At 48.2% G+C, this 25,143-nt stretch carries 30 protein-coding genes; 22 read left to right on the top strand and 8 right to left on the bottom strand.

Going from position 1 to position 25,143, the window contains the following annotated elements; translation table 11 throughout:
- Complete coding sequence (locus WHS43_02050) at nt 1-471, bottom strand: rhodanese-like domain-containing protein (protein MEJ5338419.1); 471 nt, start codon at nt 469-471, stop codon at nt 1-3.
- 141 nt (nt 472-612) lie between these two features.
- Between WHS43_02050 and WHS43_02045 the strand changes: the two genes are divergently transcribed.
- From WHS43_02045 to WHS43_01995, 11 genes are read left to right on the top strand one after another with little or no spacing between them, the layout of a single operon-like run.
- The gene (locus WHS43_02045; GenBank protein MEJ5338418.1) at nt 613-1,815 is read left to right on the top strand and encodes a methionine adenosyltransferase; all 1,203 of its coding nucleotides are present in this window, start codon (nt 613-615) and stop codon (nt 1,813-1,815) included.
- 52 nt (nt 1,816-1,867) lie between these two features.
- Nucleotides 1,868-2,224, top strand: a complete 357-nt coding sequence (locus tag WHS43_02040) for an NADH-quinone oxidoreductase subunit A (GenBank protein ID MEJ5338417.1) — start codon at nt 1,868-1,870, stop codon at nt 2,222-2,224.
- A gap of 26 nt (nt 2,225-2,250) precedes the next feature.
- On the top strand, nt 2,251-2,637 hold the full coding sequence (locus WHS43_02035; GenBank protein ID MEJ5338416.1) for a hypothetical protein: 387 nt from the start codon (nt 2,251-2,253) through the stop codon (nt 2,635-2,637).
- Between the two features lie 17 nt (nt 2,638-2,654).
- Nucleotides 2,655-3,191 carry an NADH-quinone oxidoreductase subunit B family protein gene (locus WHS43_02030; GenBank protein ID MEJ5338415.1) on the top strand — a complete coding sequence of 179 codons (537 nt, stop codon included), beginning with the start codon at nt 2,655-2,657 and terminating at the stop codon, nt 3,189-3,191.
- Nucleotides 3,192-3,199: 8 nt separating this feature from the next.
- A complete protein-coding gene (gene nuoD / locus WHS43_02025) occupies nt 3,200-4,957 on the top strand; it encodes an NADH dehydrogenase (quinone) subunit D (GenBank protein MEJ5338414.1) in 1,758 nt (585 codons plus the stop codon).
- Nucleotides 4,954-5,484 (top strand): Uma2 family endonuclease, encoded by a 531-nt coding sequence (locus WHS43_02020; protein ID MEJ5338413.1) that lies wholly within the window; start codon nt 4,954-4,956, stop codon nt 5,482-5,484. Before nuoD ends, WHS43_02020 begins: the two co-directional genes overlap by 4 nt.
- Complete coding sequence (nuoH, locus tag WHS43_02015; protein MEJ5338412.1) at nt 5,484-6,494, top strand: NADH-quinone oxidoreductase subunit NuoH; 1,011 nt, start codon at nt 5,484-5,486, stop codon at nt 6,492-6,494. The genes WHS43_02020 and nuoH overlap by 1 nt, the downstream gene beginning before the upstream one ends.
- Nucleotides 6,494-7,153, top strand: a complete 660-nt coding sequence (locus WHS43_02010; protein ID MEJ5338411.1) for a hypothetical protein — start codon at nt 6,494-6,496, stop codon at nt 7,151-7,153. Before nuoH ends, WHS43_02010 begins: the two co-directional genes overlap by 1 nt.
- Nucleotides 7,131-8,798, top strand: coding sequence for a dihydroxy-acid dehydratase (gene ilvD / locus WHS43_02005; GenBank protein MEJ5338410.1), 1,668 nt, complete (start codon nt 7,131-7,133; stop codon nt 8,796-8,798). Before WHS43_02010 ends, ilvD begins: the two co-directional genes overlap by 23 nt.
- A 13-nt stretch (nt 8,799-8,811) precedes the next feature.
- The gene (locus WHS43_02000; GenBank protein ID MEJ5338409.1) at nt 8,812-9,678 is read left to right on the top strand and encodes a slipin family protein; all 867 of its coding nucleotides are present in this window, start codon (nt 8,812-8,814) and stop codon (nt 9,676-9,678) included.
- Nucleotides 9,650-10,513 (top strand): DUF58 domain-containing protein, encoded by an 864-nt coding sequence (locus tag WHS43_01995; GenBank protein ID MEJ5338408.1) that lies wholly within the window; start codon nt 9,650-9,652, stop codon nt 10,511-10,513. Before WHS43_02000 ends, WHS43_01995 begins: the two co-directional genes overlap by 29 nt.
- Here WHS43_01995 and pheA read toward each other — a convergent pair.
- Both pheA and WHS43_01985 read right to left on the bottom strand, forming a co-directional pair.
- The gene (gene pheA / locus WHS43_01990) at nt 10,499-11,590 is read right to left on the bottom strand and encodes a prephenate dehydratase (GenBank protein MEJ5338407.1); all 1,092 of its coding nucleotides are present in this window, start codon (nt 11,588-11,590) and stop codon (nt 10,499-10,501) included. The genes WHS43_01995 and pheA overlap by 15 nt on opposite strands.
- On the bottom strand, nt 11,590-12,024 hold the full coding sequence (locus WHS43_01985; GenBank protein ID MEJ5338406.1) for a hypothetical protein: 435 nt from the start codon (nt 12,022-12,024) through the stop codon (nt 11,590-11,592). Before WHS43_01985 ends, pheA begins: the two co-directional genes overlap by 1 nt.
- Before the next feature lie 19 nt (nt 12,025-12,043).
- On the opposite strand from WHS43_01985, the gene WHS43_01980 reads away from it, so the two are divergent.
- From WHS43_01980 to rpmA, 9 genes are all read left to right on the top strand, one after another.
- Nucleotides 12,044-13,084, top strand: a complete 1,041-nt coding sequence (locus WHS43_01980) for an FAD-dependent oxidoreductase (GenBank protein MEJ5338405.1) — start codon at nt 12,044-12,046, stop codon at nt 13,082-13,084.
- Nucleotides 13,085-13,164: 80 nt separating this feature from the next.
- Nucleotides 13,165-15,123, top strand: coding sequence for a PhoX family phosphatase (locus tag WHS43_01975; protein MEJ5338404.1), 1,959 nt, complete (start codon nt 13,165-13,167; stop codon nt 15,121-15,123).
- A 119-nt stretch (nt 15,124-15,242) separates the two neighbouring features.
- Nucleotides 15,243-15,659, top strand: a complete 417-nt coding sequence (locus WHS43_01970) for an OsmC family protein (protein ID MEJ5338403.1) — start codon at nt 15,243-15,245, stop codon at nt 15,657-15,659.
- A gap of 10 nt (nt 15,660-15,669) precedes the next feature.
- On the top strand, nt 15,670-17,088 hold the full coding sequence (accC, locus tag WHS43_01965; GenBank protein ID MEJ5338402.1) for an acetyl-CoA carboxylase biotin carboxylase subunit: 1,419 nt from the start codon (nt 15,670-15,672) through the stop codon (nt 17,086-17,088).
- Nucleotides 17,089-17,100: 12 nt separating this feature from the next.
- The gene (gene cfiA / locus WHS43_01960) at nt 17,101-19,062 is read left to right on the top strand and encodes a 2-oxoglutarate carboxylase large subunit (protein ID MEJ5338401.1); all 1,962 of its coding nucleotides are present in this window, start codon (nt 17,101-17,103) and stop codon (nt 19,060-19,062) included.
- A 43-nt stretch (nt 19,063-19,105) separates the two neighbouring features.
- Nucleotides 19,106-19,582 carry a peroxiredoxin gene (locus tag WHS43_01955; protein ID MEJ5338400.1) on the top strand — a complete coding sequence of 159 codons (477 nt, stop codon included), beginning with the start codon at nt 19,106-19,108 and terminating at the stop codon, nt 19,580-19,582.
- 48 nt (nt 19,583-19,630) lie between these two features.
- Nucleotides 19,631-19,855 (top strand): hypothetical protein, encoded by a 225-nt coding sequence (locus tag WHS43_01950; GenBank protein ID MEJ5338399.1) that lies wholly within the window; start codon nt 19,631-19,633, stop codon nt 19,853-19,855.
- 58 nt (nt 19,856-19,913) lie between these two features.
- On the top strand, nt 19,914-20,213 hold the full coding sequence (gene rplU, locus WHS43_01945; GenBank protein MEJ5338398.1) for a 50S ribosomal protein L21: 300 nt from the start codon (nt 19,914-19,916) through the stop codon (nt 20,211-20,213).
- Nucleotide 20,214: 1 nt separating this feature from the next.
- The gene (gene rpmA / locus WHS43_01940; GenBank protein ID MEJ5338397.1) at nt 20,215-20,481 is read left to right on the top strand and encodes a 50S ribosomal protein L27; all 267 of its coding nucleotides are present in this window, start codon (nt 20,215-20,217) and stop codon (nt 20,479-20,481) included.
- On the opposite strand, the gene thyX is transcribed toward rpmA, so the two are convergent.
- Together thyX and WHS43_01930 are read right to left on the bottom strand one after the other, a co-directional pair.
- Complete coding sequence (gene thyX, locus WHS43_01935; GenBank protein ID MEJ5338396.1) at nt 20,471-21,400, bottom strand: FAD-dependent thymidylate synthase; 930 nt, start codon at nt 21,398-21,400, stop codon at nt 20,471-20,473. The genes rpmA and thyX overlap by 11 nt on opposite strands.
- Nucleotides 21,397-22,131 (bottom strand): NAD-dependent deacylase, encoded by a 735-nt coding sequence (locus tag WHS43_01930; GenBank protein MEJ5338395.1) that lies wholly within the window; start codon nt 22,129-22,131, stop codon nt 21,397-21,399. Before WHS43_01930 ends, thyX begins: the two co-directional genes overlap by 4 nt.
- Between WHS43_01930 and WHS43_01925 the strand changes: the two genes are divergently transcribed.
- Nucleotides 22,111-23,223 carry a KamA family radical SAM protein gene (locus WHS43_01925; protein MEJ5338394.1) on the top strand — a complete coding sequence of 371 codons (1,113 nt, stop codon included), beginning with the start codon at nt 22,111-22,113 and terminating at the stop codon, nt 23,221-23,223. The two genes, WHS43_01930 and WHS43_01925, sit on opposite strands and share 21 nt — an antisense overlap.
- The gene (locus WHS43_01920; protein MEJ5338393.1) at nt 23,207-23,968 is read left to right on the top strand and encodes a YhjD/YihY/BrkB family envelope integrity protein; all 762 of its coding nucleotides are present in this window, start codon (nt 23,207-23,209) and stop codon (nt 23,966-23,968) included. Before WHS43_01925 ends, WHS43_01920 begins: the two co-directional genes overlap by 17 nt.
- On the opposite strand, the gene WHS43_01915 is transcribed toward WHS43_01920, so the two are convergent.
- Genes WHS43_01915 through WHS43_01905 form a run of 3 tightly spaced genes read right to left on the bottom strand, consistent with a single transcriptional unit; the run spans nt 23,951 to nt 25,135 of the window.
- Complete coding sequence (locus tag WHS43_01915) at nt 23,951-24,304, bottom strand: hypothetical protein (protein ID MEJ5338392.1); 354 nt, start codon at nt 24,302-24,304, stop codon at nt 23,951-23,953. The two genes, WHS43_01920 and WHS43_01915, sit on opposite strands and share 18 nt — an antisense overlap.
- 43 nt (nt 24,305-24,347) lie before the next feature.
- Nucleotides 24,348-24,800 carry a TIGR00725 family protein gene (locus tag WHS43_01910; protein ID MEJ5338391.1) on the bottom strand — a complete coding sequence of 151 codons (453 nt, stop codon included), beginning with the start codon at nt 24,798-24,800 and terminating at the stop codon, nt 24,348-24,350.
- Entirely contained in the window at nt 24,797-25,135 is a 339-nt protein-coding gene (locus WHS43_01905; protein MEJ5338390.1) for a hypothetical protein, read from the bottom strand. The genes WHS43_01910 and WHS43_01905 overlap by 4 nt, the downstream gene beginning before the upstream one ends.
- Nucleotides 25,136-25,143: the final 8 nt, after the last annotated feature.

The following is a 25,143-nucleotide window of genomic DNA, read 5'->3' as shown; positions in this document are numbered from 1 at the left end:
TTACTTCACGTATTCAGTAGCCGCTCTTCCCACTTCCTTTGCAAGCTCTGTCATGCCGCCTCTGAACTGAAAGGCTTTGTCAAAGCCAAGGGCTCTCAGAGCGGTAACAACCGCTGCAGCCCTGTCTCCGGTGTGGCACACCACCACTATCTTTTTGTCTTTTGGAAGCCTGTTGAGGTTCTCTTCCTTGAAGAGTTCATGCATTGGTATGTAGAGGGTATTTTTCCAAGTTGGACCAACGACCGCCATCTCCGCAGGCGTCCTCACGTCAAGAATCACAAAGTCTTCACCTTTCTGTATCATCTGGAGGAGTTGCTGTGTGGTTATCTGGCAGGGTCTCTGCTTTATAACTTCTGGAGTCATCTGAGAAAACATACCGTTAAAGCGTCTGGCAAGCTCCTTGTCGTAGGAAAATACCGTTCCACCAAATGTGAGAGCACCAATTGCAAGGGCAAGCACCGCCTTTTTCATGATTCACCTCCTTTGATGATTTTTATCATATATTCAATTATAAGCATATTCTAATAGTCTGTCAAGACTATACCGCAAGAAGACTGCAGTAAAGGTCTGTGTTATACTTTCTCTATTCAGAACTTCCCAAGGAGGTAACAGGTGGCAAACATAGTGATAACACCCATGACTTTTAAACCCGTTTATGAGCTTGATGCAGAAATAGTGGAGCGTAAGGGCACCGGACACCCTGATACCATATGCGACTACCTTGCAGAGAATCTCTCAAGAGAGCTCTGTCTGTGGTATATGAAGGAATACGGTGCTGTCATGCATCACAACGTGGACAAGGCTCTTCTCGTGGGTGGAGTGGCGAAGGCGGAGTTTGGCGGTGGTGAGGTTATAGAGCCCATAGAAATATACCTTGTGGGAAGAGCCATACTGGAAAAGGACAGCAAAAGGCTTGATGCCCACGAGCTTGCGGTTGAGAGTGCAAAAAAGTGGCTGAGTGAAAATATAAAGAACCTTGATGTGGAAAGGCATGTGGTAATCCATACCAAGATAAAGCCTGGAAGCAAGGACCTGGTGGAGCTCTTTGAAAGGTTTCAGAAAAGGGGTGAGGTGCCTCTGGCAAACGACACATCCTTTGGTGTAGGCTATGCACCCCTTGACAGCCTCGAGAAGGCAGTCTTTGAGGCAGAGAGGTTTCTCAACTCTGAAGAAATCAAAAGGGAACATCCAGAAATAGGGGAAGACATAAAGGTTATGGGCGTGCGCATAAGGAACAAGTTCAGACTCACCATAGCCCTTGCCTTTGTAGGAAAGTATATAAAGGATATAGAGGATTACTTTCAGAAGAAAGAAGAAGTGCACAGAAAGGTCAAGAAAAGGGTGGAGGAAGCCGTGGGTAAAGAAGTTGAAGTTTTTATAAACACTGCAGACAGCAGGGAGAATAGCTCCGTATACATTACCGTTACAGGCACATCTGCAGAACAGGGGGATGATGGTCAGGTGGGTCGTGGCAACAGGGTGAACGGTCTCATAACTCCCTACAGACCCATGAGCCTCGAAGCAGCAGCAGGCAAAAACCCCATATCCCACATAGGAAAGATATACAACAGGGTGGCAAACCTCATAGCCCAGAGGGTGGTAAAGGAGATAGAGGAGGTTGAAGAATCATACTGCTACATAGTTTCACAGATAGGAAAGCCCATAAACGAGCCTCAAGTGCTGGATGTGAGCGTAAGGAGCAAGAAAGACCTGAGCATGCTGGAGCCGCTGGTGAAGAAGATAGCACAGGAGGAGCTGGAAAGGATGCCCGATGTATGGAAGGGCTTTGTAGAGGGGCTATATCCGGTAGCCTGAGATAGCTCATAAACTTTTGAAATTATGTAGCAAAGGTGGTAGAATTAAAGCCATGGAATACTTAGGTATTCTTCTCTTTTTCCTGATCGCAGTATTTGTTGGCCTTGCCTTTAGCTTCCTCAATGACCTTCTGGGTCCAAAGACTAAGGAAAAGATGGAGGACTATCCTTACGAATGCGGTGTGCCTCTGTATGACCCCGAGGCGAGGGGCGTCTTCAAGCAGGGCTACTACCTTCTGGGTATATCCCTAATACTCTTTGACATTGAAGTGGCATTTCTCTTTCCATGGGTAGTTGTCTTTGAAGAGGTTGGACTTTATGGACTTGTGGGAGCTCTCCTTTTTATCTTTATCCTCACACTTGGTCTTGCCTACGAATGGAGAAAGGGAGCCTTCAAGTGGCAGTTCTGAAAGCAGGGCATATAATTTAAGAAGCCATGGCAGTCCCGCCCTATGAAGTTTACAAAACTCTTGAAGAGGAACTGGGAAAGGAGAAGGCGGAGAAGATTGGCAGAGTTATTGAAGAGACGCTCACCGCCATAGAGAGAAGAGCCTATGAACAAAAGCCTATCTTGAAGGCTGAGTTGAGAGATGAACTGACCAAAGAACTCGTAACGAAGGCGGACATCGCAGAAGTAAGGGCAGAAATCGCAGGGGTTATGGCCGAGGTAGAGAAAGTAAGGGCGGAGGTCAAGGTGCTGCAGGCAAAGTTTACTGAGGAGTTTAAGCTCATCAGGGTGTGGCTCATAATTCTGACATTACTGGTGGCGGTCTTTAACAGGGATGCACTGGGAATTATCTTAGAAATAGTTTTAAACTTTTAAGGTAAGGAGGTTTTACCATGGCTATGCTCAATTCTAACGGCTTTGTGCTTACCACTGTGGATGAGCTTTTGAGCTGGGGCAGGCGTAACGCTCTGTGGCCGCTTACCATAGGGCTTGCCTGTTGTGCTATAGAGATGATGCACGCTGCAGCATCAAGGTTTGACCTTGACAGGCTGGGGGTTATCTTCAGGGCCTCTCCCAGACAGGCAGACCTTCTCATAGTGGCAGGCACGGTGGTCAACAAGGTCGCTCCCATGCTCAAGCTTCTATGGGAACAGATGCCAGACCCCAAGTGGTGCATTACCATGGGAGGTTGTGCCTCGGCGGGTGGTCCTTTCCCTACCTACTCAACCCTTCAGGGCATGGATAGGATAATACCCGTTGACGTATACATTCCCGGTTGCCCACCACACCCTCAGGGACTTCTGTATGGCATACTCCAGCTTCAGAAAAAAATAAAGGAAAAGGGTGTTAAAAAATACGACAGGGCCTTAGAGGAGTTTAAGAAAGATATAGAGCGTCAGGGACTCATTCCAAGAGAAATAACCGTATGAGGTGAAACATGCCCTGGATGAACAGAGCTGCTGCAGACAGAGTCAAGTTTGAGTTCAAGGATGTGGAGCTGGAGTTTACAAAGCACACCACAAACCTGCATGTCCGGCAGGAAAGACTTTTAGAACTGCTAAGACACTTGAGAGAAAAAGAGGGCTACAGGCTCTTTATAGACCACACATGTATAGACTTCCCCGATAGAAGAGAAAGATTTCAGGGCATATACATACTTTACAACCCGGACACCAACGAAAGGGTAATAGTAAAGACATGGGCAAAGGAGGGAAAACTTCCCTCTCTTGAAAGGCTCTGGCCCTGTGCAAGGTGGGCAGAGAGGGAAGCCTACGACATGTTTGGCGTAGTCTACGAGGGGCATGAGAATCTCAGAAGGATGTTCATGTGGGAAGGCTATCCATATTATCCCCTCAGAAAAGATTTCCCAATGGAGGGTATTCCAGAGGTTGAGCTTCCATCGTTGACGGAGCTCTATGCTGGCAGGACTGACCCACCCAGTCATGACTATGAGCTTATGCACACGAGGGTTGCAACCCTTGAAGACCTGGAAAGGACTGAAAAATCAAGGCTTCAGAAAAAGGCTCAGCTTGTGCTCAACTGGGGACCACTCCACCCGGGAACTCACGGCACCATATGGTTTCTCTTTGACCTTGATGGGGAGAGGGTTGTTCAGTCAGATGTTATACTGGGACAACTTCACAGGGGCATGGAAAAGATTGCAGAGAATGTTTACTACTTCCAGTTCCTGCCTTACACAGACCGTATGGACTACATATCCGCCATATGCAACGAGCTATCTTACGTGACCGCAGTTGAAAAGCTCCTTGGGGTGGAAGTGCCAGAAAAGGCAAGATACATAAGGACCATGTTTGCAGAGCTTCAGAGGATAAACTCCCACCTTCTGTGGCTTGGCACGGGTGCCCTTGACCTTGGGGCTCTTACTGTGTTTCTGTATGCCTTTAGAGAAAGGGAAAAGATAATGGACATCATAGAGGGCAACGCAGGCTTCAGGCTCACCTCTGCCTTTTTAAGAATTGGAGGAGTGCATTACGACCTTGCGGAAGGCACTCTTGACGTGGTAAAGGCCTTTGTAAAGGACTTTCCCAACAGGCTCAAAGAATACCACAACCTCCTTACCAGAAACCGCATATGGCTCAGAAGGACAAAGGATATAGGAGTTATCAGCAGGGAGGATGTTTTCAACTACGGCCTTACTGGACCCGTTGCCAGAGGCTCTGGAGTGCCTTACGACATGAGAAAACTTGAGCCCTATGCAGCTTACGACGAGGTGGACTTTGACATCCCCGTTGGAGAGGTAGGAGATGTTTACGACCGCTATCTGGTGCGTATGGAGGAGATGGTGCAGAGCCTCAGAATCATAGAGCAGTGTGTAGCAAGGCTGGAAAAAATGCCGAAGTCCGCACCTTATGTAAACAAGGAACATCCTGCAGTGATGGCACCAAAGGAAGATGTTTTCATGGACCTTGAGGATATGGTAAAGAACTTCCGCATAGTGGTTCACGGGGAGTCCGCACCCCCAGGGGAAGTCTACGCCAGCGGAGAAAACCCCAGAGGCGAGCTGGGCTTTTACATATATTCGGTCGGTGGCTCCAAACCTTATAGGCTCAGAATAAGGTCAGGGGCTCTTTATAATCTTTCCATCTTCCCAAAGCTCATACAGGACGGCACGATTGCTGACGCCATAGCCCTTCTTGGAAGCCTTGACCCAGTGGTGGGAGAAACGGACAGATGACTGTAAAGGAATTGCTAACCTACGAGGATATACCTCTACTGCCTAAGGAGGGCAGGTATGAAGTTGTAGAAGGGAGGCTCGTAGAGATGTCCCCAGCAGGTGGATGGCATGGGTATGCGGTGGCGGAGATAAGTGCAGTGCTCAGAGAAAAGTTGAGAGGCAGGGGCTATGTGCTTTCTGGGGAGGTGGGACTTGTGATAAACAGAGAGCCTCTTACACTCAGGGCATCTGATATAGCCTTTTACTCAAAGGAAAGGCTCAGAGAGATTCCCAGAGGGCTTCTGCACGAGCCACCTGACCTTGTGGTGGAAGTTATCGCAGAGGAGACCTCAATGGAATACTTTGAAGAAAAGTTGAGAGACTACATGAGCTTTGGGGTAGGCAGGATAGTGTTTGTGGACCTTCTCAAAAGGCTTGTGCTGGTGGTGGATGAGGAAAGAAGGATTGCAGTTTACACTTTTGAGGAGGAGGTGGAGTTCTTTGGGGGAGTGAGATGGAAAGTTTCTCAAATAGTGGAGGGCATGTGATGGAGCTCTGGCTTTCTATTGTGATAACTCTTGTTAAAATCCTCGTAGTCCTTGGTGTATTCCTTGGTATAGGTGCCTATCTCACATGGTTTGAGAGGAAGCTGGCGGGGCACATTCAGGCAAGGATGGGTCCAAAGCTGGTGGGTCCCTTTGGACTGCTCCAGCCTCTGGCGGACGGAATAAAGCTCCTTACAAAGGAGTCTATTATTCCCCAGAATGCGGACAAGGTGGTTTACTACCTTGCGGTAGTTATGGCAGTGGCTCCCGCCATTCTCTTGTTTTCTGTAATACCCTTTGGTCCGGGCTTTACGCTCTTTGGCTACGAGATAAAGCCCATAATTGCGGACGTAAACATCGCTCTACTTCTGGTCTTTGCCTTTGGCTCTCTGGCGGTGTATGGCACCATATTTTCCGGATGGGCTTCTAACTCCAAGTATGCCTTTATAGGCTCTCTCAGGAAGGCGGCGGTCATAATCTCTTACGAGGTGGTGCTTGGCTTTTCGGTGCTTGGGGTTATTCTGCTTGCGGGCACTATGAGCACCACGGGCATCGTTCAGGCACAGATAGAGAGGGGTGTGTGGTTTATAGTGTATCAGCCTGTTGCTTTCATACTCTACCTTTTCTGTATGCTGGCAGAGTCTGGAAGGGTGCCTTTTGACATTCAGGAGGCTGAGGCAGAGCTGGTTACTGGCTATAACGTGGAGTATGGAGGTATGAGGTTTGGGGTCTTTCCTCTGGCTGAGTGGTATCTCAATGTGATGGCTCTTTCTGCCATTGCGGTGGTGCTCTTCTTTGGGGGATGGTCTGGTCCGCACATATTCGGTCCTCTCTCTCCCTATCTGTGGTTTCTTATAAAGATGTTTGCCCTTGTTTTCTTTGTTCTCTGGCTTCACTGGACGCTTCCCAGGTTTCAGGCAAAGGATATTACCGAAATAGGTTGGAAGATAATGCTACCCATATCCATAGTTAACGTAGTATTCACTGCAGTCCTTGCCTATATTCTACAGTAATGGAAAGGGTTGAAGAGAGGGTAGACAGGCTGGAGAGAAAGTTTGAGTGGTTTATAGAGGAAATGGCTGACTTTAAAAAGTGGGTCATGAGATATTCTGCAGATACTGATAGAAAGATAGAAGAATATAGAGCTGACACGGATCGCAAGATCGCCGAATACAGGGCAGAGACAGACCGCAGGATAGAAGAAAACAGAAGAGAAAATAACAAACGCTGGGGTGAGATAGCCAACAAGCTGGGGACTGTGGTTGAGGATATTGTGTTTCCTGCACTCAGGCCAGTGATAAGAAAATACTTCAATTGTGAACCAGAAAAGACAGCCCTCAGGCTTGAATACACAGACAGGAAAAGGGGTATATACGAGGAGTTTGACGCCATAGCGGTCTGTCAGGACAGGGTCTTTCTCCTTGAGGTCAAGTCCACGCCAAGGGAGAAGCACATAGAGGAGTTCAAAGAAAAGGCAAGAAGGTTTTTACAATACTTTCCAGAGTATGCAGACAAAAGGCTGACCCTAATCATGGGAAGTTTGAACTTAAACGAGGATTTTGTAAAGCTACTGTCTAAGGCCGGCATATACGCCATGGCTTACAGAGAGTGGGAATACATGGACATACTGAACTTTGAGGAGGTGCAAAATGCTCAGGAGCGACAGAGTTAAGAAGGGCATAGAGAGGTCTCCACACAGGGCATTACTGAGAGCCTGCGGGCTAAAAGATGAGGATTTTGACAAGCCCCTCATAGGCATTGCCAACTCATACATAGACATAATCCCCGGACATGTGCATCTCAGGGAGTTTGTTCAGCCCATAAAGGACGAGGTGCGAAAGGCTGGCGGTGTTCCCATAGAGTTCAACGTCATCGGCGTGGATGACGGCATAGCCATGGGGCACTATGGCATGCATTACTCCCTGCCCTCAAGGGAGCTCATTGCAGACTCCATAGAGACGGTGGTGGAAGCCCACCAGCTGGACGCCCTCATATGCATACCCAACTGCGACAAGATAGTGCCCGGTATGCTCATGGCTACCGCAAGGCTAAACATTCCCACGATTTTTATAAGCGGTGGTCCAATGCTTGCGGGGGAGGTAAACGGCAGAAAGGTGGACCTCATAAGTGTCTTTGAAGGAATAGGTCAGCTTCAGGCTGGGAAAATCACAGAAAGAGAGCTAAAGGTCATAGAAGAGCATGCCTGCCCCACCTGTGGGAGTTGTTCTGGTATGTTTACTGCCAACTCCATGAACTGTATCACCGAGGTGCTTGGTCTTGGTCTGCCGGGCAACGGCACTATACCTGCAGTGGACCCCAGAAGAGAGCTCCTTGCCCGCAGGGCAGCAAGGCAGATAATGGAGCTTATAAGAAGAAACATAAGACCCAGAGACATTCTCACACAGGAAACCTTTGACAATGCCTTTGCGGTAGACATTGCCATGGGAGGTTCTTCCAACACGATTCTTCATCTCCTTGCCATAGCCCGTGAGGCAGGTGTGGAATACGACCTTGCCAGGATAAATGACATATCAAAAAGAACGCCCAACATATGCAAGATTTCCCCCGCTTCCCACTACCACATACAGGACCTTGACAACGTAGGTGGCATGCCTGCCATAGTAAAAGAACTTATAAAGGGCGGATACCTGCCTCATCCAGACAGACTAACAGTCAGCCTGAAAACCCTCAGAGAAATCGCAGAAGAAGCCCCAGATGCGGATGGAGAGGTCATAAGAAGAGTAGAAGAGCCATATTCTAAAGAAGGAGGCATAGCCATACTCTTTGGAAACCTTGCACCAGAAGGCTCTGTGGTAAAGACCGCAGGTGTGGACCCCAGAATGCTTGTCTTCAGAGGAAAGGCCATATGCTTTGATTCAGAAGAGGAGGCCATAGAGGGTATTCTTGGAGGGAAGGTAAAGTCCGGGCATGTGGTGGTAATACGCTATGAGGGACCAAAGGGCGGTCCGGGTATGAGGGAGATGCTCTCGCCTACCTCTGCCATAATGGGTATGGGTCTGGGAGATAAGGTGGCTCTCATCACAGACGGAAGGTTCTCTGGGGGCACGAGGGGTGCCTGCGTAGGACACATAGCCCCAGAGGCGGCCGCAGGGGGACCCATAGGCATAGTGCAGGATGGAGACGAAATACTCGTAGACATTCCTGGCAGGAGGCTTGAGCTTCTCATACCGGAGGAGGAGTTCAGAAGAAGGATGGAAAACTTTATTCCAAAGCAGAAGGATATAAGAAGCCCATGGCTGAGGAGGTATGTAAGGTTCGTGGCCTCTGCATCAAGAGGTGCGGTGCTGGAGGCATGATATAATTTAGCCCATGAAGCCCATACTTGACCTTCTGCCCTTTTTGCTTTTTGTCCTCGTGGTGCTTGCCAGCATAGCGGGAGGAGACATACTTAAATTCATAGGAGGATTAGCCATGGGTTTTTCACCCCTTATAGTGATAGCTATAGCGGTAGTTATCTTTATTGCGGTTGCGGTAAAGATAGTTCCAGAGTATCAGAGGGCTGTTATCTTCAGGCTTGGAAGGGTAATTGGTGCAAAGGGACCGGGACTCTTCATCCTTATCCCCGTAATTGACAGAATGGTTAAGGTGGACCTGAGAACGGTCACCCTTGATGTGCCAACTCAGGACATAATAACCAGAGACAACGTGTCCGTGAGCGTGGATGCGGTGGTTTACTTCAGGGTAGTTGACCCTGTCAGGGCTATAGTTCAGGTAGAAAACTATCTCTATGCCACATCCCAGATAGCCCAGACAACCCTCAGGAGCGTATGCGGTGCTGCAGAGCTTGACGAGCTGCTTTCAGAGAGGGAAAAGCTAAACTTGCAATTACAGGAGATAATTGACCGACAGACAGACCCCTGGGGAGTAAAGGTGGTGGCCGTTGAGCTGAAAAGAATAGACCTGCCAGAAGAGCTTCGTAGAGCAATGGCAAGACAGGCAGAAGCCGAAAGGGAAAGAAGAGCAAAGATAATAACCGCAGAGGCCGAATATCAGGCAGCTCAGAAGCTGGCAGAAGCGGCACAGATACTGGCAACCCAGCCCATAGCCATACAGCTCAGATATCTTGAGACCATTCAGAACGTGGCCAACAAGCCCGGAAACACCGTTCTTGTTCCTATACCCACGGAGCTTTTCAGGGTATTCTTTGGTGAAGGTAAGATACAGGGTCAGGGTTAACAGAGCTGGTCTAATATTTATTGGTATAACTATATTCCTTGGGGTGGCGGCGGTAAACACCGCCAACAATCTGCTATACCTCGTGGTCTCTTACATGCTGTCTTTTATGCTACTTTCCGGGATTATCTCTCTCTATAACCTGAGAGGGCTTGAAGTGGTCCTTATCCCTCCAGATGAAGTCTATGCAGGCTCAAGGGCATCCTTCAAGGTTGTGGTCAAAAACAGAAAAAGATTACCCTCCTTTCTCATAGTAATAAGAAAAGAAGGAAGTGATTGCGTATTTCCCCTTGTCCAGGGGGAGGTTGAAGGCAACCTGCCCGTAGTTTTTGAAAAAAGAGGGCTACATCCTATCCTTGACATTGAGGTGAGCTCTACTTTCCCGGTGGGCCTTTTTGAAAGGTTCTACAGGCTTGAAATTCCCCTGAACCTTATAGTGTTCCCGCATCCAGTCCCTGCAAGGGAAAAGTTTCTGAGCGTCCCTCTAAGAGAAAGAGGGCATTCAAACCTCCAGAGCAGAAAACGGGGTTATGAAGAACTGCATGGGGTAAGAGAGTATTCCAGCGAACCCATCAAGCTCATACACTGGAAGCTCTCTGCCAAAACTGGAAATCTGTATGTGAAGGAGATGGTAGAGGAGTCAGCACCACCGGTCATGCTCAGTCTGGATATAGTAGATGGCAGTCTGGAAGAGCGTATCTCAAAGCTCACCCATTTAATAATAAAGCTTACCTCAGAGGGGAAGGCTGTAGGACTCAGGCTTGCCAACAGAACAATAGAGCCTTCAACGGGCAATTCTCACAGGAAAAGGCTCCTTACCGAACTAGCCCTCCTGTAGAAGAGCTTTTGGGTATGAACCAAGAACCTTGACCAGCTGGGCTCTTTCCTTTAGTAGCTCCAGAGCACCTCTCACACTCTCTTCTTCTGCATGACCCTCCAGGTCCACAAAAAACACATAGTCCCATAGCTTTTTTCTTGAAGGTCTTGAAACTATCTTGGTAAGGTTCACACCATATCTGTAGAAGCTCTCAAGGGCTCTGTAGAGAGCTCCAGCTTCATCCTTTATGGCGAATATGAGGCTCGTTTTATCCTTGCCAGTGGGCTTCATGCCCCTTTTACCTATGACCAGAAACCTCGTATAGTTGTTGAGATTGTCCTGTATGCTCTCTGCCAGTATGTTCAGATGGTATGTGTAGGCAGCCACCTCGCTTGCTATTGCTCCAGCATCTTCAAGCTCCATTACAAGCTCACAGGCTTTGGCAGTGCTTTCAGTTTCCATGAGGTTTGCCTCAGGAAGATGTCTCCTAAGCCATTCTTTGCATTGGGCAAGGGCATGCCTGTGGGAGTATATGGTTTTTATGTCCTCTAAACTGCTGGCAGTGGAAAGCAGGTTGAGCCTTATGGGTATCACTATCTCCCCCACAATTTTGAGGTCAGACTCTAGAAACATGTCAAGAGTATAGTTGACCACCCCTTCTGTTGTGTTCTCTACGGGAACCACGCCATAATCAACCCTGCCCACTTCCGCCTCCCTGAAGACATCCCCTATGGTGCTCACTGGCACGTAATGGGCCGAAAAGCCGAAGTATTCAAGGGCAGCCTGATGGGTAAAGGTTGCCTTTGGACCGAGGTAAGCAATCCTGAGTTCCTTCTCAAGAGAAAGACAGGCGGAGATTATTTCCCTGTATATGTGCACTACCGCCTCTGCCGGAAATTCTTCTCCGTAAAGTTCCCTGTTGAGCATTATTATCCGGTTTATTATCTCCCTTTCCCTCTCTGGTGCGTGAACCTCAAGCCCCATTCTCTTCTTTATTTCACCGGCTTTCTTTGCAAGTTTTGCCCTTTCATTAAGCAAGCGTAAAATCTCTTCGTCAATGCTATCTATCTTTTTTCTTAAATTCTTTAGGTCATCCATTATTTACGGGCAAAGTGCAAACCTTCAAGCGCCTCACTGGTTGAATGCCTTACAGAATAAAGACCCTTCTCCTTTACTTTCCAGTATTTCCTTCTTTTCCTGTAAACCTCTCTCAGATATTCCCTGAGCATAAGGCTGGGATATCTTCCCTTTGCTATCTTGTGAAGGTGCCACCACCACTTCTGTATGGGCTGGCTGTCGTCATCCTGCATGGGCTCATCAGAACCCTCAAGAAGTTCAAGAAACCTGTGCACATTCTGAAAGAGCTTTCTGTCCGCTTTTTTCACATACACACTGTCTTCCAGACCCTCCTGGTAAACCTTCTCCCTTAGCTTGATTATAAGGTCGGGATAACCCACCCCGTAGTTAAAAAGCAATTCAACTTCCGCAAAGTAAACATAATCTGTATCAAGTTTTCTTTTAAGTTCACCCATAATAGGTAAATTATATACCATGAGAAAAATCATCGTGGTTGGAAGTGGCGTGATAGGTCTTAGCTCTGCCCTCCTTCTTGCCCTTGAGGGACACAAGGTTCAGGTCATAACAAGAAACCCAGAGGAGGCAGCCTCCTGGGTGGCAGGTGGCATGCTGGCACCTTTTTCTGAAGGATTGCGGGGAGACCTCTTTGATTTCTCTTACGGTAGTCTGAAGGAATATCCCGAGTTCCTCAGGCTCGTGAAGGAAGTCTCAGGACAAAGTGTAGACTTCTGGCAGGAAGGTATATACAGAGTTGTGCTGAAGGGTGAAGAGGGACTTCTGGAGTTAGCTGAAGGATACAGGGAAGCAGGCTATGGAGTTGAGTTTGTAGAGCCTTCTGAAGCCAGCCAACTCTCCACAGAGGTTATTACTCTTATTAATTACACTGAGGAGGCTTGGGTAGATGCGGAGATGTTGATGGATGCCCTCCTCTCTGCCATGGGAAGGCTTGGGGTTGATTTTGTTATAGATGAAATTACAGAAGTTATAAAAGAGGGGGGAGAAGTTAAAAGGCTCAGGGGTCTTAAATCCGATTACACGGGAGACTTCTACGTGTTCTCCACGGGTGCCTGGACAAGAGAGCTTTTTGACCTTCCAGTCTATCCCATAAAGGGGCAGGGAATGAAACTGAAAAGTTCAGGGCTGCCAAAAGTCCTCTACTCCTCCATATCCTACCTCATTCCCAGGAAAAGATACCTCTATGTGGGCGCCACCTCAGAGGATGTGGGCTTTCTGGGTGGAAACACGCTTGAGGGCTTAAACAGACTTTCCGAAGGTGCTGTGCGTGTGGCACCTTCCCTCTCACAGGCACAGATTATGAACATGCACTATGGCTACAGACCAGCAACACCAGATGAAAAGCCAATATTTGAAGCTGGAGAGAGCTATTTCGTAGCCACAGGGCACCACAGGAACGGCATACTTCATGCACCTCTGACTGCAAACATCGTCAAGGAATACATAGGAGGCAGGGTTTTACATTTCACAGGTGTGTTTTCACCAAATAGATTCTCTTAACAAAATCTTAACAGAACCTTAAAGGTTTTTTAACAATTCTTCCCTAATCTATTTATTCAAAAGTATCCGGAGGTATTGAGATGAGTGAATACTTTGGTGATGTGCTTTCAAGAGCAATGAGCAGAAGGGACCTTTTGAAAGGTGCCCTTTATGGTAGTGCCGGCATTGCCCTACTCTCCTGTGGCGGAGGTAGTGGAGATACCCAACCTCTCACCTTTAGAACTATTCAGCCTAATACCGAAGACAGAATAACTCTCCCTGAGGACTTCAACCATAATGTGGTTATAAGATGGGGAGATGCCCTGGATAGCGGGCCAAATCTTGACTGGAACAGGATAAGACAGAGTGGACCAACTGCACAGGACGTGGAGCGTCAGAGAAATTGTTTTGGCTATAACTGCGACTTTGTTGGCTATTTGAAAACCCAAGATGGAAGGCACATACTTGTGGTAAATCATGAATACTGCAATCCAGAACTCATGTTTCCCGAACCCTTCATAACCAACAACGCACCCTCTGCAGGAAGACCTACCAGAGAGGAATCAAACCTTATGCTGGAAGCCCACGGGCTGTCGGTTGTGGAGATAAGAAGGAAAAGCGATGGCAGCTGGGAGTATGTAAAGGGTTCCCCCTACAACAGAAGAATAACTGGTTCTACAAGGTGCGATATATCCGGACCCGCCAGAGGACACAGGTTGATGAGAACTTCTTATGACAGCCAGGGAACCTTCGTCCTCGGAACCCTGAACAACTGCGCCGCAGGTAAAACTCCCTGGGGAACGGTGCTGACCTGTGAAGAAAACTTTCACAGCTATTTTGGAGGAAATAGAGACAACATAACTGGCGAGGATGCAGACCTCATAAAGAGCATACATAGGAGATATGGTGTTCCATCCACCTTCGCGGATTACTACGGCTTTTATAAGAATGGACATGAAAGGTTCAACATAGAAAGAGAACCCAGGGAGGCCTTCAGGTTCGGATGGGTTGTAGAAGTTGACCCCTTTAATCCTAATAGAGCACCGATAAAAAGAACAGCCCTGGGCAGGATGAAACACGAAGCCGCTACTTACGCTATTGCACCTGATGGTAGGGTGGTTTTTTACATGGGTGATGATGAACGCTTTGAGTATATATACAAGTTCATAACAAAGGGTGCTTTTAACCCAAACAACAGGGAAGCAAACTTTGGATTACTTGATGAAGGAGATTTATATGCGGCAAAATTCAACGACGACCTGAGCGGGCAGTGGCTTCTCATAGCCAGAGTGGAAAGAAATGCTGACGGGAGCTTTAGAATAACTCCAAATTCAAGCCTGCCGGACGCTTTCAAAAATGACCCAGTTCTGTGTTTCATAAATACAAGAGCAGCTGCAGATGCCCTTGGAGCTACGAAAATGGACAGGCCAGAAGACATAGAATGGAATCCAGTGACCAGAAGTGCATGGGTAGCGCTCACATACAACGAAAGGAGAGGAGCAAGCGGGCAACCAGGGGTTGATAGGGCAAACCCCAGAGCCAACAACGTAATGGGACACATACTGGAAATAAGGGAAGCAAACGGCAATCCTGCCTCGGTCACCTTTACATGGAATATACCAGTTCTGTGTGGTGACCCCAACGCCTCCGACCAGAACAACAGGCTTGTGATATACGGTCAGCCTGCAAGCTCCTCAACACCTGCAATATCTGCACCAGACAACTTTGTTATAGATAGACTTGGCAATGTATGGATTGCCACAGATGGAAACCCAAGCTCAGTGAGGCTAAGGAAAAACGATGGCGTTTACGTGCTTAATCCTATAAACAAGGAATTTAAGATGTTCCTCTCAGGGGTTCCGGGCTGTGAAATATGTGGTCCAGAGTTTTCCGATGACTGGAAGACCTTCTTCTGTGCAATACAGCATCCGGGAGAGGCGGAGGGTGGCAGTAATCCCAACCAGCCTTCCTCTAGATGGCCTTACGGGGACAATGTGCAGGTTCCAAGGCCTTCTGTCATAGCAGTTTGGAGGAAGGACGGAAGGGACATTTTTGCCTGAAAGGTCCACGCATACATCCACCGCCCCCGGCAGGGGGCTCTTTATTTTTTTATGACCAAAACCACCACTTTTTGAAAAATTTGCTTATAATTTTTACCCACTATTTTCAGGAGGCAGGCATGAAGGTGAAGGTGGTTCAGAAGGAGGATTTTCACTTTGTGGGCACGGGCGAGTCTGGCAGGGAAGTGCCCATAGACGCAGCGGGTTACGTGGGTGGTAAGGGCAGGGGTATAAGACCTCCTGAGCTTCTTTTCCACTCCATAGCGGGCTGTGTGGGCATACACCTTTACGAAGCCCTTCACAAGGAGGGCAAGCATACTGAACACATAGAGATAGAAACGGATGCCGAGAGAATCACCGAGGGCTACCCAAAGGTTTTCACAAAGATATACCTTTTTGTAAAAGTTAAAGGTGAAGTTTCTGAAGAGGACGTGAGGAAGGCTCTTGATAAGACCATATACAACCCCGGCACATGCTCCATAGCTTACATGATAAACAGGGTAGCACCCATTGAATACAGGATAGAGCTTCTTTAGGAGGCAGGGCATGTTTAATAAGGTTCTTATCGCCAACAGGGGTGAGATAGCCTGCAGGGTCATAAGAGCCTGCAAGGAGCTGGGTATACGCACCGTCGCCATATACAACGAAATAGAGTCTACCGCAAGGCATGTGAAGATGGCGGACGAAGCCTACATGATAGGGGTCAACCCGCTGGACACCTACCTGAACGCAGAGCGTATCGTGGACCTTGCCCTTGAAGTGGGTGCGGACGCCATCCACCCCGGATACGGCTTTCTTGCAGAGAATGAAAACTTTGCAAGGCTCTGCGAGGAGAAGGGCATAAACTTCATAGGTCCTCACTGGAAGGTCATAGAGCTTATGGGAGACAAGGCAAGGTCAAAGGAAATAGCCAAAAAGGCCGGGCTTCCCACTGTGCCGGGGAGCGATGGAATACTCAAAGATGAACAGGAGGCAAGGCACATCGCCAGGGAGATAGGCTATCCCGTGCTTCTGAAGGCCTCTGCAGGTGGAGGTGGAAGAGGTATAAGGATATGCAGGAATGAAGAAGAGCTTCTGAAAAACTACGAAAGTGCTTACAACGAAGCTCTGAAGGCCTTTGGAAGGGGAGACCTTCTTCTTGAAAAATACATAGAAAACCCACACCACATAGAGTTTCAGGTGCTGGGAGACAAATATGGAAATGTGATACACCTTGGAGAAAGGGACTGCTCTATACAGAGGAGGAACCAGAAGCTGGTGGAAATCGCACCCTCGCTCCTCTTAACACCCGGCAAGAGGGCTTATTACGGTGAGCTTGTGGCACAGGCGGCAAAAGAGATTGGTTATTACAGCGCCGGCACTATGGAGTTTGTGGCGGATGAGAAGGGCAACATATACTTTATTGAGATGAACACCCGTATTCAGGTGGAGCATCCTGTCTCCGAGATGATAACAGGAGTGGACATAGTTAAGTGGCAGCTCAGGATTGCAGCGGGTGAGCCACTTAGATACCGACAGGAGGATATAAAGTTCAACGGTTACTCCATAGAGGTCAGGATAAACGCAGAAGACCCCAAGAAGAACTTTGCCCCCAGCATAGGGACCATAGAGAGATACTATGCTCCCGGTGGCTTTGGCATAAGAGTAGAGCACGCCGCATCAAGGGGATATGAGATTTCACCCTATTATGATTCCATGATAGCCAAGCTCATAGTCTGGGCACCCCAGTGGGAAGTTGCCATAGACAGAATGAAGGCGGCCCTTGAGACCTATGAGATAACGGGCATAAAAACCACCATACCACTTCTCATAGAAATCATGAAAGACCCAGATTTCAGGGCAGGCAGATTTAACACAAAATATCTTGAAACACATCCTCATCTCTTTGAGTATGAGGAGGTGAGAAACAAGGAAGATTTTGTAGCCTTTATATCTGCGGCTATAGCCGCATACCATGGACTCTAAAGGAGGTAAGGCATGCAGGCTGTGGAGATAATGGAAGAGATTCAGGCACAGCTCAAGGAGCTGGAAAGGTCTGGCTTCAAGAAAAAGATACTTATCACAGACCTCACACCAAGAGACGGACAGCAGTGCAAGCTGGCAACGCGCGTGCGAACCGATGACCTTCTTCCCCTGTGTGAAAAGCTGGACAAGGTGGGCTTCTATGCGGTTGAGGTGTGGGGCGGTGCCACTTATGACGTTTGCCTGAGATACCTGAAAGAGGACCCATGGGAAAGGCTCAGGCGCATAAAGGAGGTCATGCCAAACACTAAACTGCAGATGCTTTTCAGGGGTCAGAATATCGTGGGATACAGGCCCAAGTCTGACAAACTGGTCTACAAGTTTGTGGAAAGGTCTATTGCCAACGGTATAACCGTCTTCAGGGTCTTTGATGCCCTCAACGACAACAGAAATATACAGACTGCAGTGAGGGCAATAAAGGAGCTGGGCGGGGAAGCCCACGCAGAGATAAGCTACACAAGGAGCCCAGTTCATACCATAGAAAAGTGGGTGGAGTATGCCCTCGAGATTGCGGAGATGGGTGCGGACTGGCTGTCTTTTAAGGATGCAACGGGCATAATCATGCCCCTTGAGACCTACACCATCATAAAGAGGATAAAAGAAGCTACTGGTGGAAGGCTCCCAGTTCTTCTTCACAACCACGACATGAGCGGAACAGCCATAGTAAACCACATGATGGCCATACTGGCTGGCGTGGACATGGTGGACACAGTCCTTTCACCCCTCGCCTTTGGTTCATCCCACCCCGCAACGGAGTCCGTTGTTGCCATGCTGGAGGGCACACCCTTTGACACGGGACTGGACCTAAAGAAAATAGAAGAATGTGCCGAGATTACGAAGCAGATACGCAAAAAATACAAAAAGTATGAGACGGAATACGCAGGCGTGAACGCCAAGGTGCTTATACACAAGATACCGGGTGGAATGATATCCAACATGGTAGCTCAGCTCATAGAAGCAAACGCCATAGATAAGATAGAGGAGGCTCTTGAAGAGGTTCCAAACGTGGAAAGAGACCTTGGATATCCGCCGCTGCTGACTCCCTCTTCTCAGATAGTGGGTGTTCAGGCAGTTCTGAATGTAATATCCGGTGAAAGATACAAGGTAATAACCAAGGAAGTCAGAGACTACGTGGAGGGCAAATACGGAAAGCCACCGGGTCCAATTTCCAGAGAACTGGCTGAGAAAATACTGGGACCAGGAAAAGAGCCAGACTTTTCCATAAGGGCTGCAGACCTTGCAGACCCCACTGACTGGGACAGGGCCTACGAGGAGACAAGGGCCCTTCTTGGAAAGGAGCCCACAGATGAAGAGGTGCTTCTGTATGCCCTTTTCCCCATGCAGGCAAAGGACTTTCTTGCGGCAAGGGAGAAGGGAGAACTGGTGGCAGAGCCTATGGAAGAGCTTGCAGAAGCCACAGAGGTAAAACCCGGCACTGTCCCCGGCGCAGCCCCTGTGGAGTTTGAGGTTATATACCATGGTGAGAAGTTCAAAGTTAAAGTTGAGGGCGTGAGCGCCCACGCTGAACCAGGAAAACCAAGAAAATACTATGTGAGGGTTGACGGAAGACTGGAGGAAGTCCAGCTAACTCCTCAGCTTGAAGCCATACCCTCTGGAGGTGTGCCTCAGGCTGTGGCTCAGGCGGAGGAAAAGGGCATACCAAAAGCAACCCAGCCCGGAGACGCCACTGCACCCATGCCCGGAAGGGTGGTCAGGGTTCTCGTGCAGGAAGGTCAGCCAGTTTCTGAAGGACAGACGGTAGCCATAGTGGAAGCCATGAAGATGGAAAATGAAATACATGCTCCCATAACGGGCGTGGTCAAGAAGATATTCGTAAAGCCCGGGGACAATGTAACTCCCGATGATGCTCTCCTGAGGATAGAGGCAGTTAAACCCGAAGGTGACACATACGGATGAGAATGGTGGGGGCAGGTCCCCCCACCTGTCGTATAATATTAGCATGCTGAAAGAAGGAGACCTTGCTCCAGAGTTCTGTCTTGAAGGAATAGATGAAGAAGGAAGGGAAGGAAGGTTTTGCCTTAAAGACCTTCTTTCTTCGCCACTCATACTTTACTTTTACCCAAAGGATGACACTCCGGGTTGCACTCAGGAGGCATGTGATTTCAGAGATAACCTCAACAGCCTGAAGTCAAAAGGTTTCAGGGTGGTAGGTATAAGCCCAGACAGTGTTCAGTCCCATAGAAAGTTCAGGGAAAAATACGGACTGAACTTTACCCTTCTCAGCGACCCTAAAAAAGAGGTCTTGAGGGCTTATGGAGCTTATGGCAAAAAGAAGATGTATGGGAAGGAAACAGAGGGTGTTATCAGGAGCACTTTTGTGATAGCTCCAGAGGGTAAGATATTAAAGGCTCTCTACAATGTAAAGGCAAAGGGGCACGTAGGGTCCCTTCTCAAGGAACTTGACAGTCTAACTTGACAGGCTGTATAATGTTAGCTTATATAACCTATAAAGGAGGTAGCTAAAATGAGGAAGTTCATAGCACTCGGAGTTGCAAGCCTTGCACTCCTGGCAGCATCCTGCCAGCAAAAGCCTGCTGAACAGCCTGCACAGCCAGCTCAGCCTGCACAGGAGCAGCCTGCACAGCCAGCTCAGCCTGCACAGCCTGCGGAGCAACAGCAGCAACAGCAGCAACCTGCAGAGCAGAAGCCTGCAGAACAGCAGCAGCCCGCAGGAGAGCAGAAGAAATAAAAACCTGGGGGCATTGCCCCCCTTGCGTTTTTTTAGCTTTTTCTTTCGGAGAGGTAGGATGTACGCAATTATAGAAACAGGTGGAAAACAGTATAAGGTTGAAAAGGGTCTGAAATTGAGGGTAGAGAGGTTGCCCTACGATGCTGGCTCAACCATCGAGTTAACCCCCATACTTTTGAGAAAAGAAGACGGCTCTGTAGAGCTTGGTAAGGGTAGGGTTGTGGCTGAGGTTCTTTCCCACGACAGACAAAGGAAAGTCACCGTCTTCAAGTTCAGGGCAAAAAAGAACTACAAACGCTGGAGAGGACACAGACAGCCTTACACAGAGATACTGATAAAGGATATAAAGGAGGTCTGATATGGCATCCAAGGCAAGTGGAGGTTCAACAAGAAACGGAAGGGACAGTCATTCCAAAAGGCTTGGCGTAAAGAGGCATGATGGTCAGCTTGTCAGGGCAGGAAATATTCTCATAAGACAGAGAGGGACAAAGGTTTATCCCGGCGTAAATGTGGGTATGGGTTCGGACTTCACCCTCTTTGCTCTGGTTGATGGCGTTGTTAAGTTTGAAAGCAGAAGAAATAAAAAGGTAGTAAGCGTCCTTCCTCTGGAGGCTGCTACAGTCTGAGGCTTTTATCGCTTCCTCTGTAACCCACGAGCTCCTTTATAGCCATTGCAAACTCTCTTATCTCCTTCTGCGCACCCTCATGGGTTCTCAGGCTTATAAAGTTGTCAAGAGATACTCTGGGAACGGTCCAGTAAAACCTTGTCTTCATAAACTGGGGCAGTATGCCCCTTGCCAGCTCCCTTGCAATTCCCTTTTCTGTCATTGCCCTGTATAGCTCTTGAAGGTCCTGTATATACCACCTTATCTTTTTGAGGAAAAGGGAGTTCCATGGCTCCTCCACAGGTTCTTCAAGGGAAGCCTGTTTGTTGCTCTTTGCCTGTTTTCTCAGATACTCAGGAACGTAAAATTCAGGCTCGTAGCTCACATACCTTCTGCTAACCTCGTTGTAGGAGCCAAACCTGTGCCTGTGCCACTGGCGGGCAACAAAGAGGGGACACTCCACCACAAAGGCATAGTAGTCCATATCCGTCCCCAGCTCAAGGCTGTCCACAAGACCTACCCAGCCGGAGGAGGTTTCTCTTCTTTCCTTCATGTAGGCTGTATCTGTGGAGTAGCCATCCGGTTCTTTACCCCTCATGATTGCAGTTGTTGCCGGCAATCTTTCGCAGAGGAGACCTTCAACCTCTGGCGGGAATAGCTCCACAGCATTTATGTAGTTTCTGAGGTTTACCCACAGGTATCCTCCAGAATAATAAACCTGCACCGCAGGGCTTGGAAGTTTATTGAGTATGCTGAGCCATAGTTCCCTGCTGCCCTCAAAGGCAATAACCACATGTTCAAAGGGCGAAGCATGCCTGTGCTGAAGAAGGTATTTTATGAGCCTTGTGTCTCTTTCCCTGTCAACCTCTTCATCTTTACCAAAAGAAACACGTGCACACCTAACAATCCTTTGGTCAGAACCCATCAGGTGAATCTTCATAAGACCTCCAGAAGTTTTTTTACGCCTGTGCTGGCTGGCTCTCTAATTATAACATCCGCTATGGAAGAAAGGGGCGTGCTTTCTGGGTTTATTTCTATGACCTTTGCGCCATACCTCTTGGCTATGAAGGGAAGCTCTGCCGCGGGATATACCACTGCAGATGTGCCTATGGATACAAATACCTGGCATGATTGAGCCCACAGGTAAGCGGTGCTGAGAGCATTCTCTGGGAGGCTTTCTCCAAACCAGACCACGTGAGGACGGATAAGACCACCACATCCTCTGCACTTGGGTGGAAGGTCCTCATAAGAGGTTCTGTAATCGTAATACACAAGCCCGCAGGCAAGACATCTGACTTTCCATATGTTTCCATGCAGTTCCACAATCCTCTGTGAGCCCGCCTTTTGATGAAGCCCATCCACATTCTGGGTTATGAGCAAAAAGCCATCGCCAAGCCTTCTTTCAAGCTCTACAAGGACCATGTGTCCTTCATTTGGCTCCGCTTTTGCGATTATACTCCTTCTCCAAAGATACCACTCCCACACAAGCACAGGATTTCTTGCAAAAGCCTCCGGAGTTGCCAGTTCCTCAGGTCTGAAATTTCTCCAGAGACCATCTTTTCCTCTGAAGGTGGGAATACCGCTTTCTGCAGATATGCCTGCACCAGTGAGGACAGCAAGTTTCATATGTGAGATAATTATATCTCTGCCATGAGAAGGTTTTTTTCCCATGTTCCCGAGGAGCTCTGGCATAGCTACCACTGGCAGGTGCAAAACAGGATAAGGACAAAGGAGGAGTTAAGAAGATACATAGATTTAACACCAGAAGAGGAAGAGGGCATAGACCGCACTGAAGGGCTCTATCCCATGGCTATAACGCCCTATTACCTTTCTCTTATAAACCCAAGCGACCCAAGCGACCCGATAAGGCTTCAGGCAATTCCAAGGGTGGTGGAGGTGGAGGAAAGGGTTCAGAGCATGGGAGAGCCGGACCCCTTCAGGGAAGAGGGAGACATCCCGGGGCTTACGCACAGATACCCTGACAGGGTGCTTTTTACCCTCACCACCTTCTGCGCAGTCTACTGCAGGCACTGCATGAGAAAGAGGATTTTTCAGGAGGGTGAAAGGTCAAGGACAAGGGAGGAAATTGACAAGTTTATAGAGTATGTGAGGGCTAACCAAGAGGTAAGGGAAGTGCTCCTCTCCGGCGGTGAGCCTCTTTCGGTGAGCAACGAAAAGCTGAGCTATGTGCTCTCAAAAATAAGAGAAATTCCCCATGTGGAAGTCATAAGGATTGGCACAAGGCTTCCCGTGCTTGCACCCCAGAGGTTTTTTGATAAAGAACTTCTGAAGCTTCTTGAAAGGCACTCTCCTGTATGGATAAACACACACTTCAACCATCCTGCAGAGATTACAGAAGAGTCCGCAGAGGCTGTTGAGAACCTTCTGAAACACGGAGTGCCAGTTAACAATCAGACAGTTCTTTTAAAGGGTGTGAATGATAAGCCTGAGGTTATGCTTGAGCTAATGAGAAAGCTTCTGAGAATAAAGGTGCGTCCAGTGTATCTCTTTCACTGTGACCCTGTCAAGGGGGCTGTGCACTTCAGAACGAGCCTTGAGAAGGGTCTTGAAATAATGGAGTTTCTCAGAGGCAGAATATCGGGCATGGGAATACCCACCTATGCGGTAGACCTCCCCGGCGGTAAGGGAAAGGTTCCCATAAGCCCCAGCTACATACTGCACAGGGAGGGAAACACCTACACCTTCAAAAGCCCAATTAACGGTTACGTGAAATACACCATAGAAGATGCGAAGGTTTTTTAGGGCTCTCCTTTTCTCCCTCCTGGATTCCTTCAGAGAAAACCTTGGCTATCACAGTGCCTCGCTCACCTATCAATTTCTTACCGTTGTGGGCTCTGTGATAATGCTTCTTGGCTTTGTGTCCATGTATCTGCCTCTTCTTGAACCTGTAAGGGTTTATGAGTATGCGAAGGGTCTTTTCCCTTCTCATGCGGAGCTGGTCTTTGACAAGCTCCTGCCCATTTACGAAAAAAGAGCCTCTGGTTCGCTTCTGTCCCTTGCTCTTGCATATTACTTTTCCCTCTCTTTTGCCAAGACTCTCAACATATCCTTTGGCTTTGTTTACCGGAAAAAGCCCTTAGAGAGTGAGGTCTTCTTCTGGGTATACATGCCTTTTCTGCTTGTTCTCTACACAGCAGTCCTATCCCTTGCAGTAGCCCTGCTTGCCCTGAGCAAGTCATACCTTGGCAGCCTATATCAGAGGCTTACAGAGCTACTCAACTTTATGCTTCTTTTCTCCATACTCGGCATGCTTTACTCTTCATACTTTCGCCCCAGAAGGCAAGTTTTCCTTGCTTCTGCCTTTGTTGCCTTTTTGCTTTTGCTTCTGAATAAACTCTTTTCACTTATCGTGGTAAAACTGCTAAGTGCAAGCCCTCTTTATAGCGTTATAGGCTCACCACTTCTTTTTCTTGTGTGGCTTTATTACTCCTTTTTCTGCCTTCTTCTGGGTGTATGCTTTATCAGGAGATTAGACGAGCCTCTCTAAGAGGTTGTTGGCTCCGTTGAGCTTCTGGTAGGCGGAGGATAGAACGTAGTATATCTGTTCGCCCTCCGCTATGGAAAGGTCGTAGAGTGTGATATTCAGGTCTCTCAGCACCTGATAGAGGGTTGTGTAGAGGCTCTCTTCAAGCTTTTTCTCGGGGTTTGGAATCTCCCTGTAGGTCTGCATTATGTAGTCGCACATACCCTTTATGCTTTTGGCAATGTTGAGAATTTCCGGGTCGTGGGCATAGAGCTGGACCACCTCCTCATATCTTTCTTCTATCTCCTGAGCGGTGCTTTTAAAGAGCAGGTCTTCAAGAAAGAATAGTTCCTGGTCCATCTTTCAACCCTCCACTATAAATATGGTCTGTTGAGAGGAATTTTCAACTGAGGAGTCTGTCAAGAAAAAGGAGGATTTCCTCAAGGTGCTCCGCCTGAATTATTCCTTCAACTCGGTGAGTTCTGCAGCCTATTATGGGCTTTCCAAGTATCAGGGCGTAGGCAATCTCAGAGAGGGTTCCCCAGTTTCCTCCTATGGCGACAACCACATCCCCACTGGCAACCACAAGAGGATTTCTGTTCCAGTTCATGCCAGTTCTTATCTTTATGTCCACATAAGGGTTCGCCTCCTCGCCGGTGTAGGAGGGCAGTATCCCTACTGTAAGACCTCCTTCTTCCTTAGCTCCTCTGCATACCGCCTCCATCACGCCCCCACGCCCCCCGCAGACCACTATCAAGCCTCTCTTAGCTATCTCTCTTCCGAGCTGGTATGCCAGCTGGTATTCTTCGCTTTCAGGCTCCGCCGTGGATGAGCCAATAACTGCAACCTGCCTCATTTCAGACCAAAGATGGTTTTTACAAACTCCACAAAGACAGGATTAAGCAAGGTAAGCCCAAGCACCACAAGACCTATGAGGATTTTCAGGTAAAGCTCAAGCCTGTCAATTCTTCCTTCCAGCTTAGCCTCAAGGACGTCAATTCTCCTTTCCAGTTCCAGCTTGACTATCTGAAGCTCCTCCTTGGTCACAAGTTCCTTTGTTAATTCCTCTTTTATTTCAGCTTTGAGAATGGGCTTTTGCTCCCTTGCCTTCTCCTCTATGACCTTCAGGCTCTCCTCCAGCACTTTTGCCACTCTATCTGCCTTTTCTTTACCCAGCTCCTCTTCAAGCATTCTCTATA

The organism is Aquificaceae bacterium (assembly GCA_037481935.1).
Classification (GTDB): domain Bacteria; phylum Aquificota; class Aquificia; order Aquificales; family Aquificaceae; genus Pampinifervens.
The sequence above is the reverse complement of the archived record's forward strand: the minus strand, read 5'-3'. Positions and strand labels throughout refer to the sequence as shown.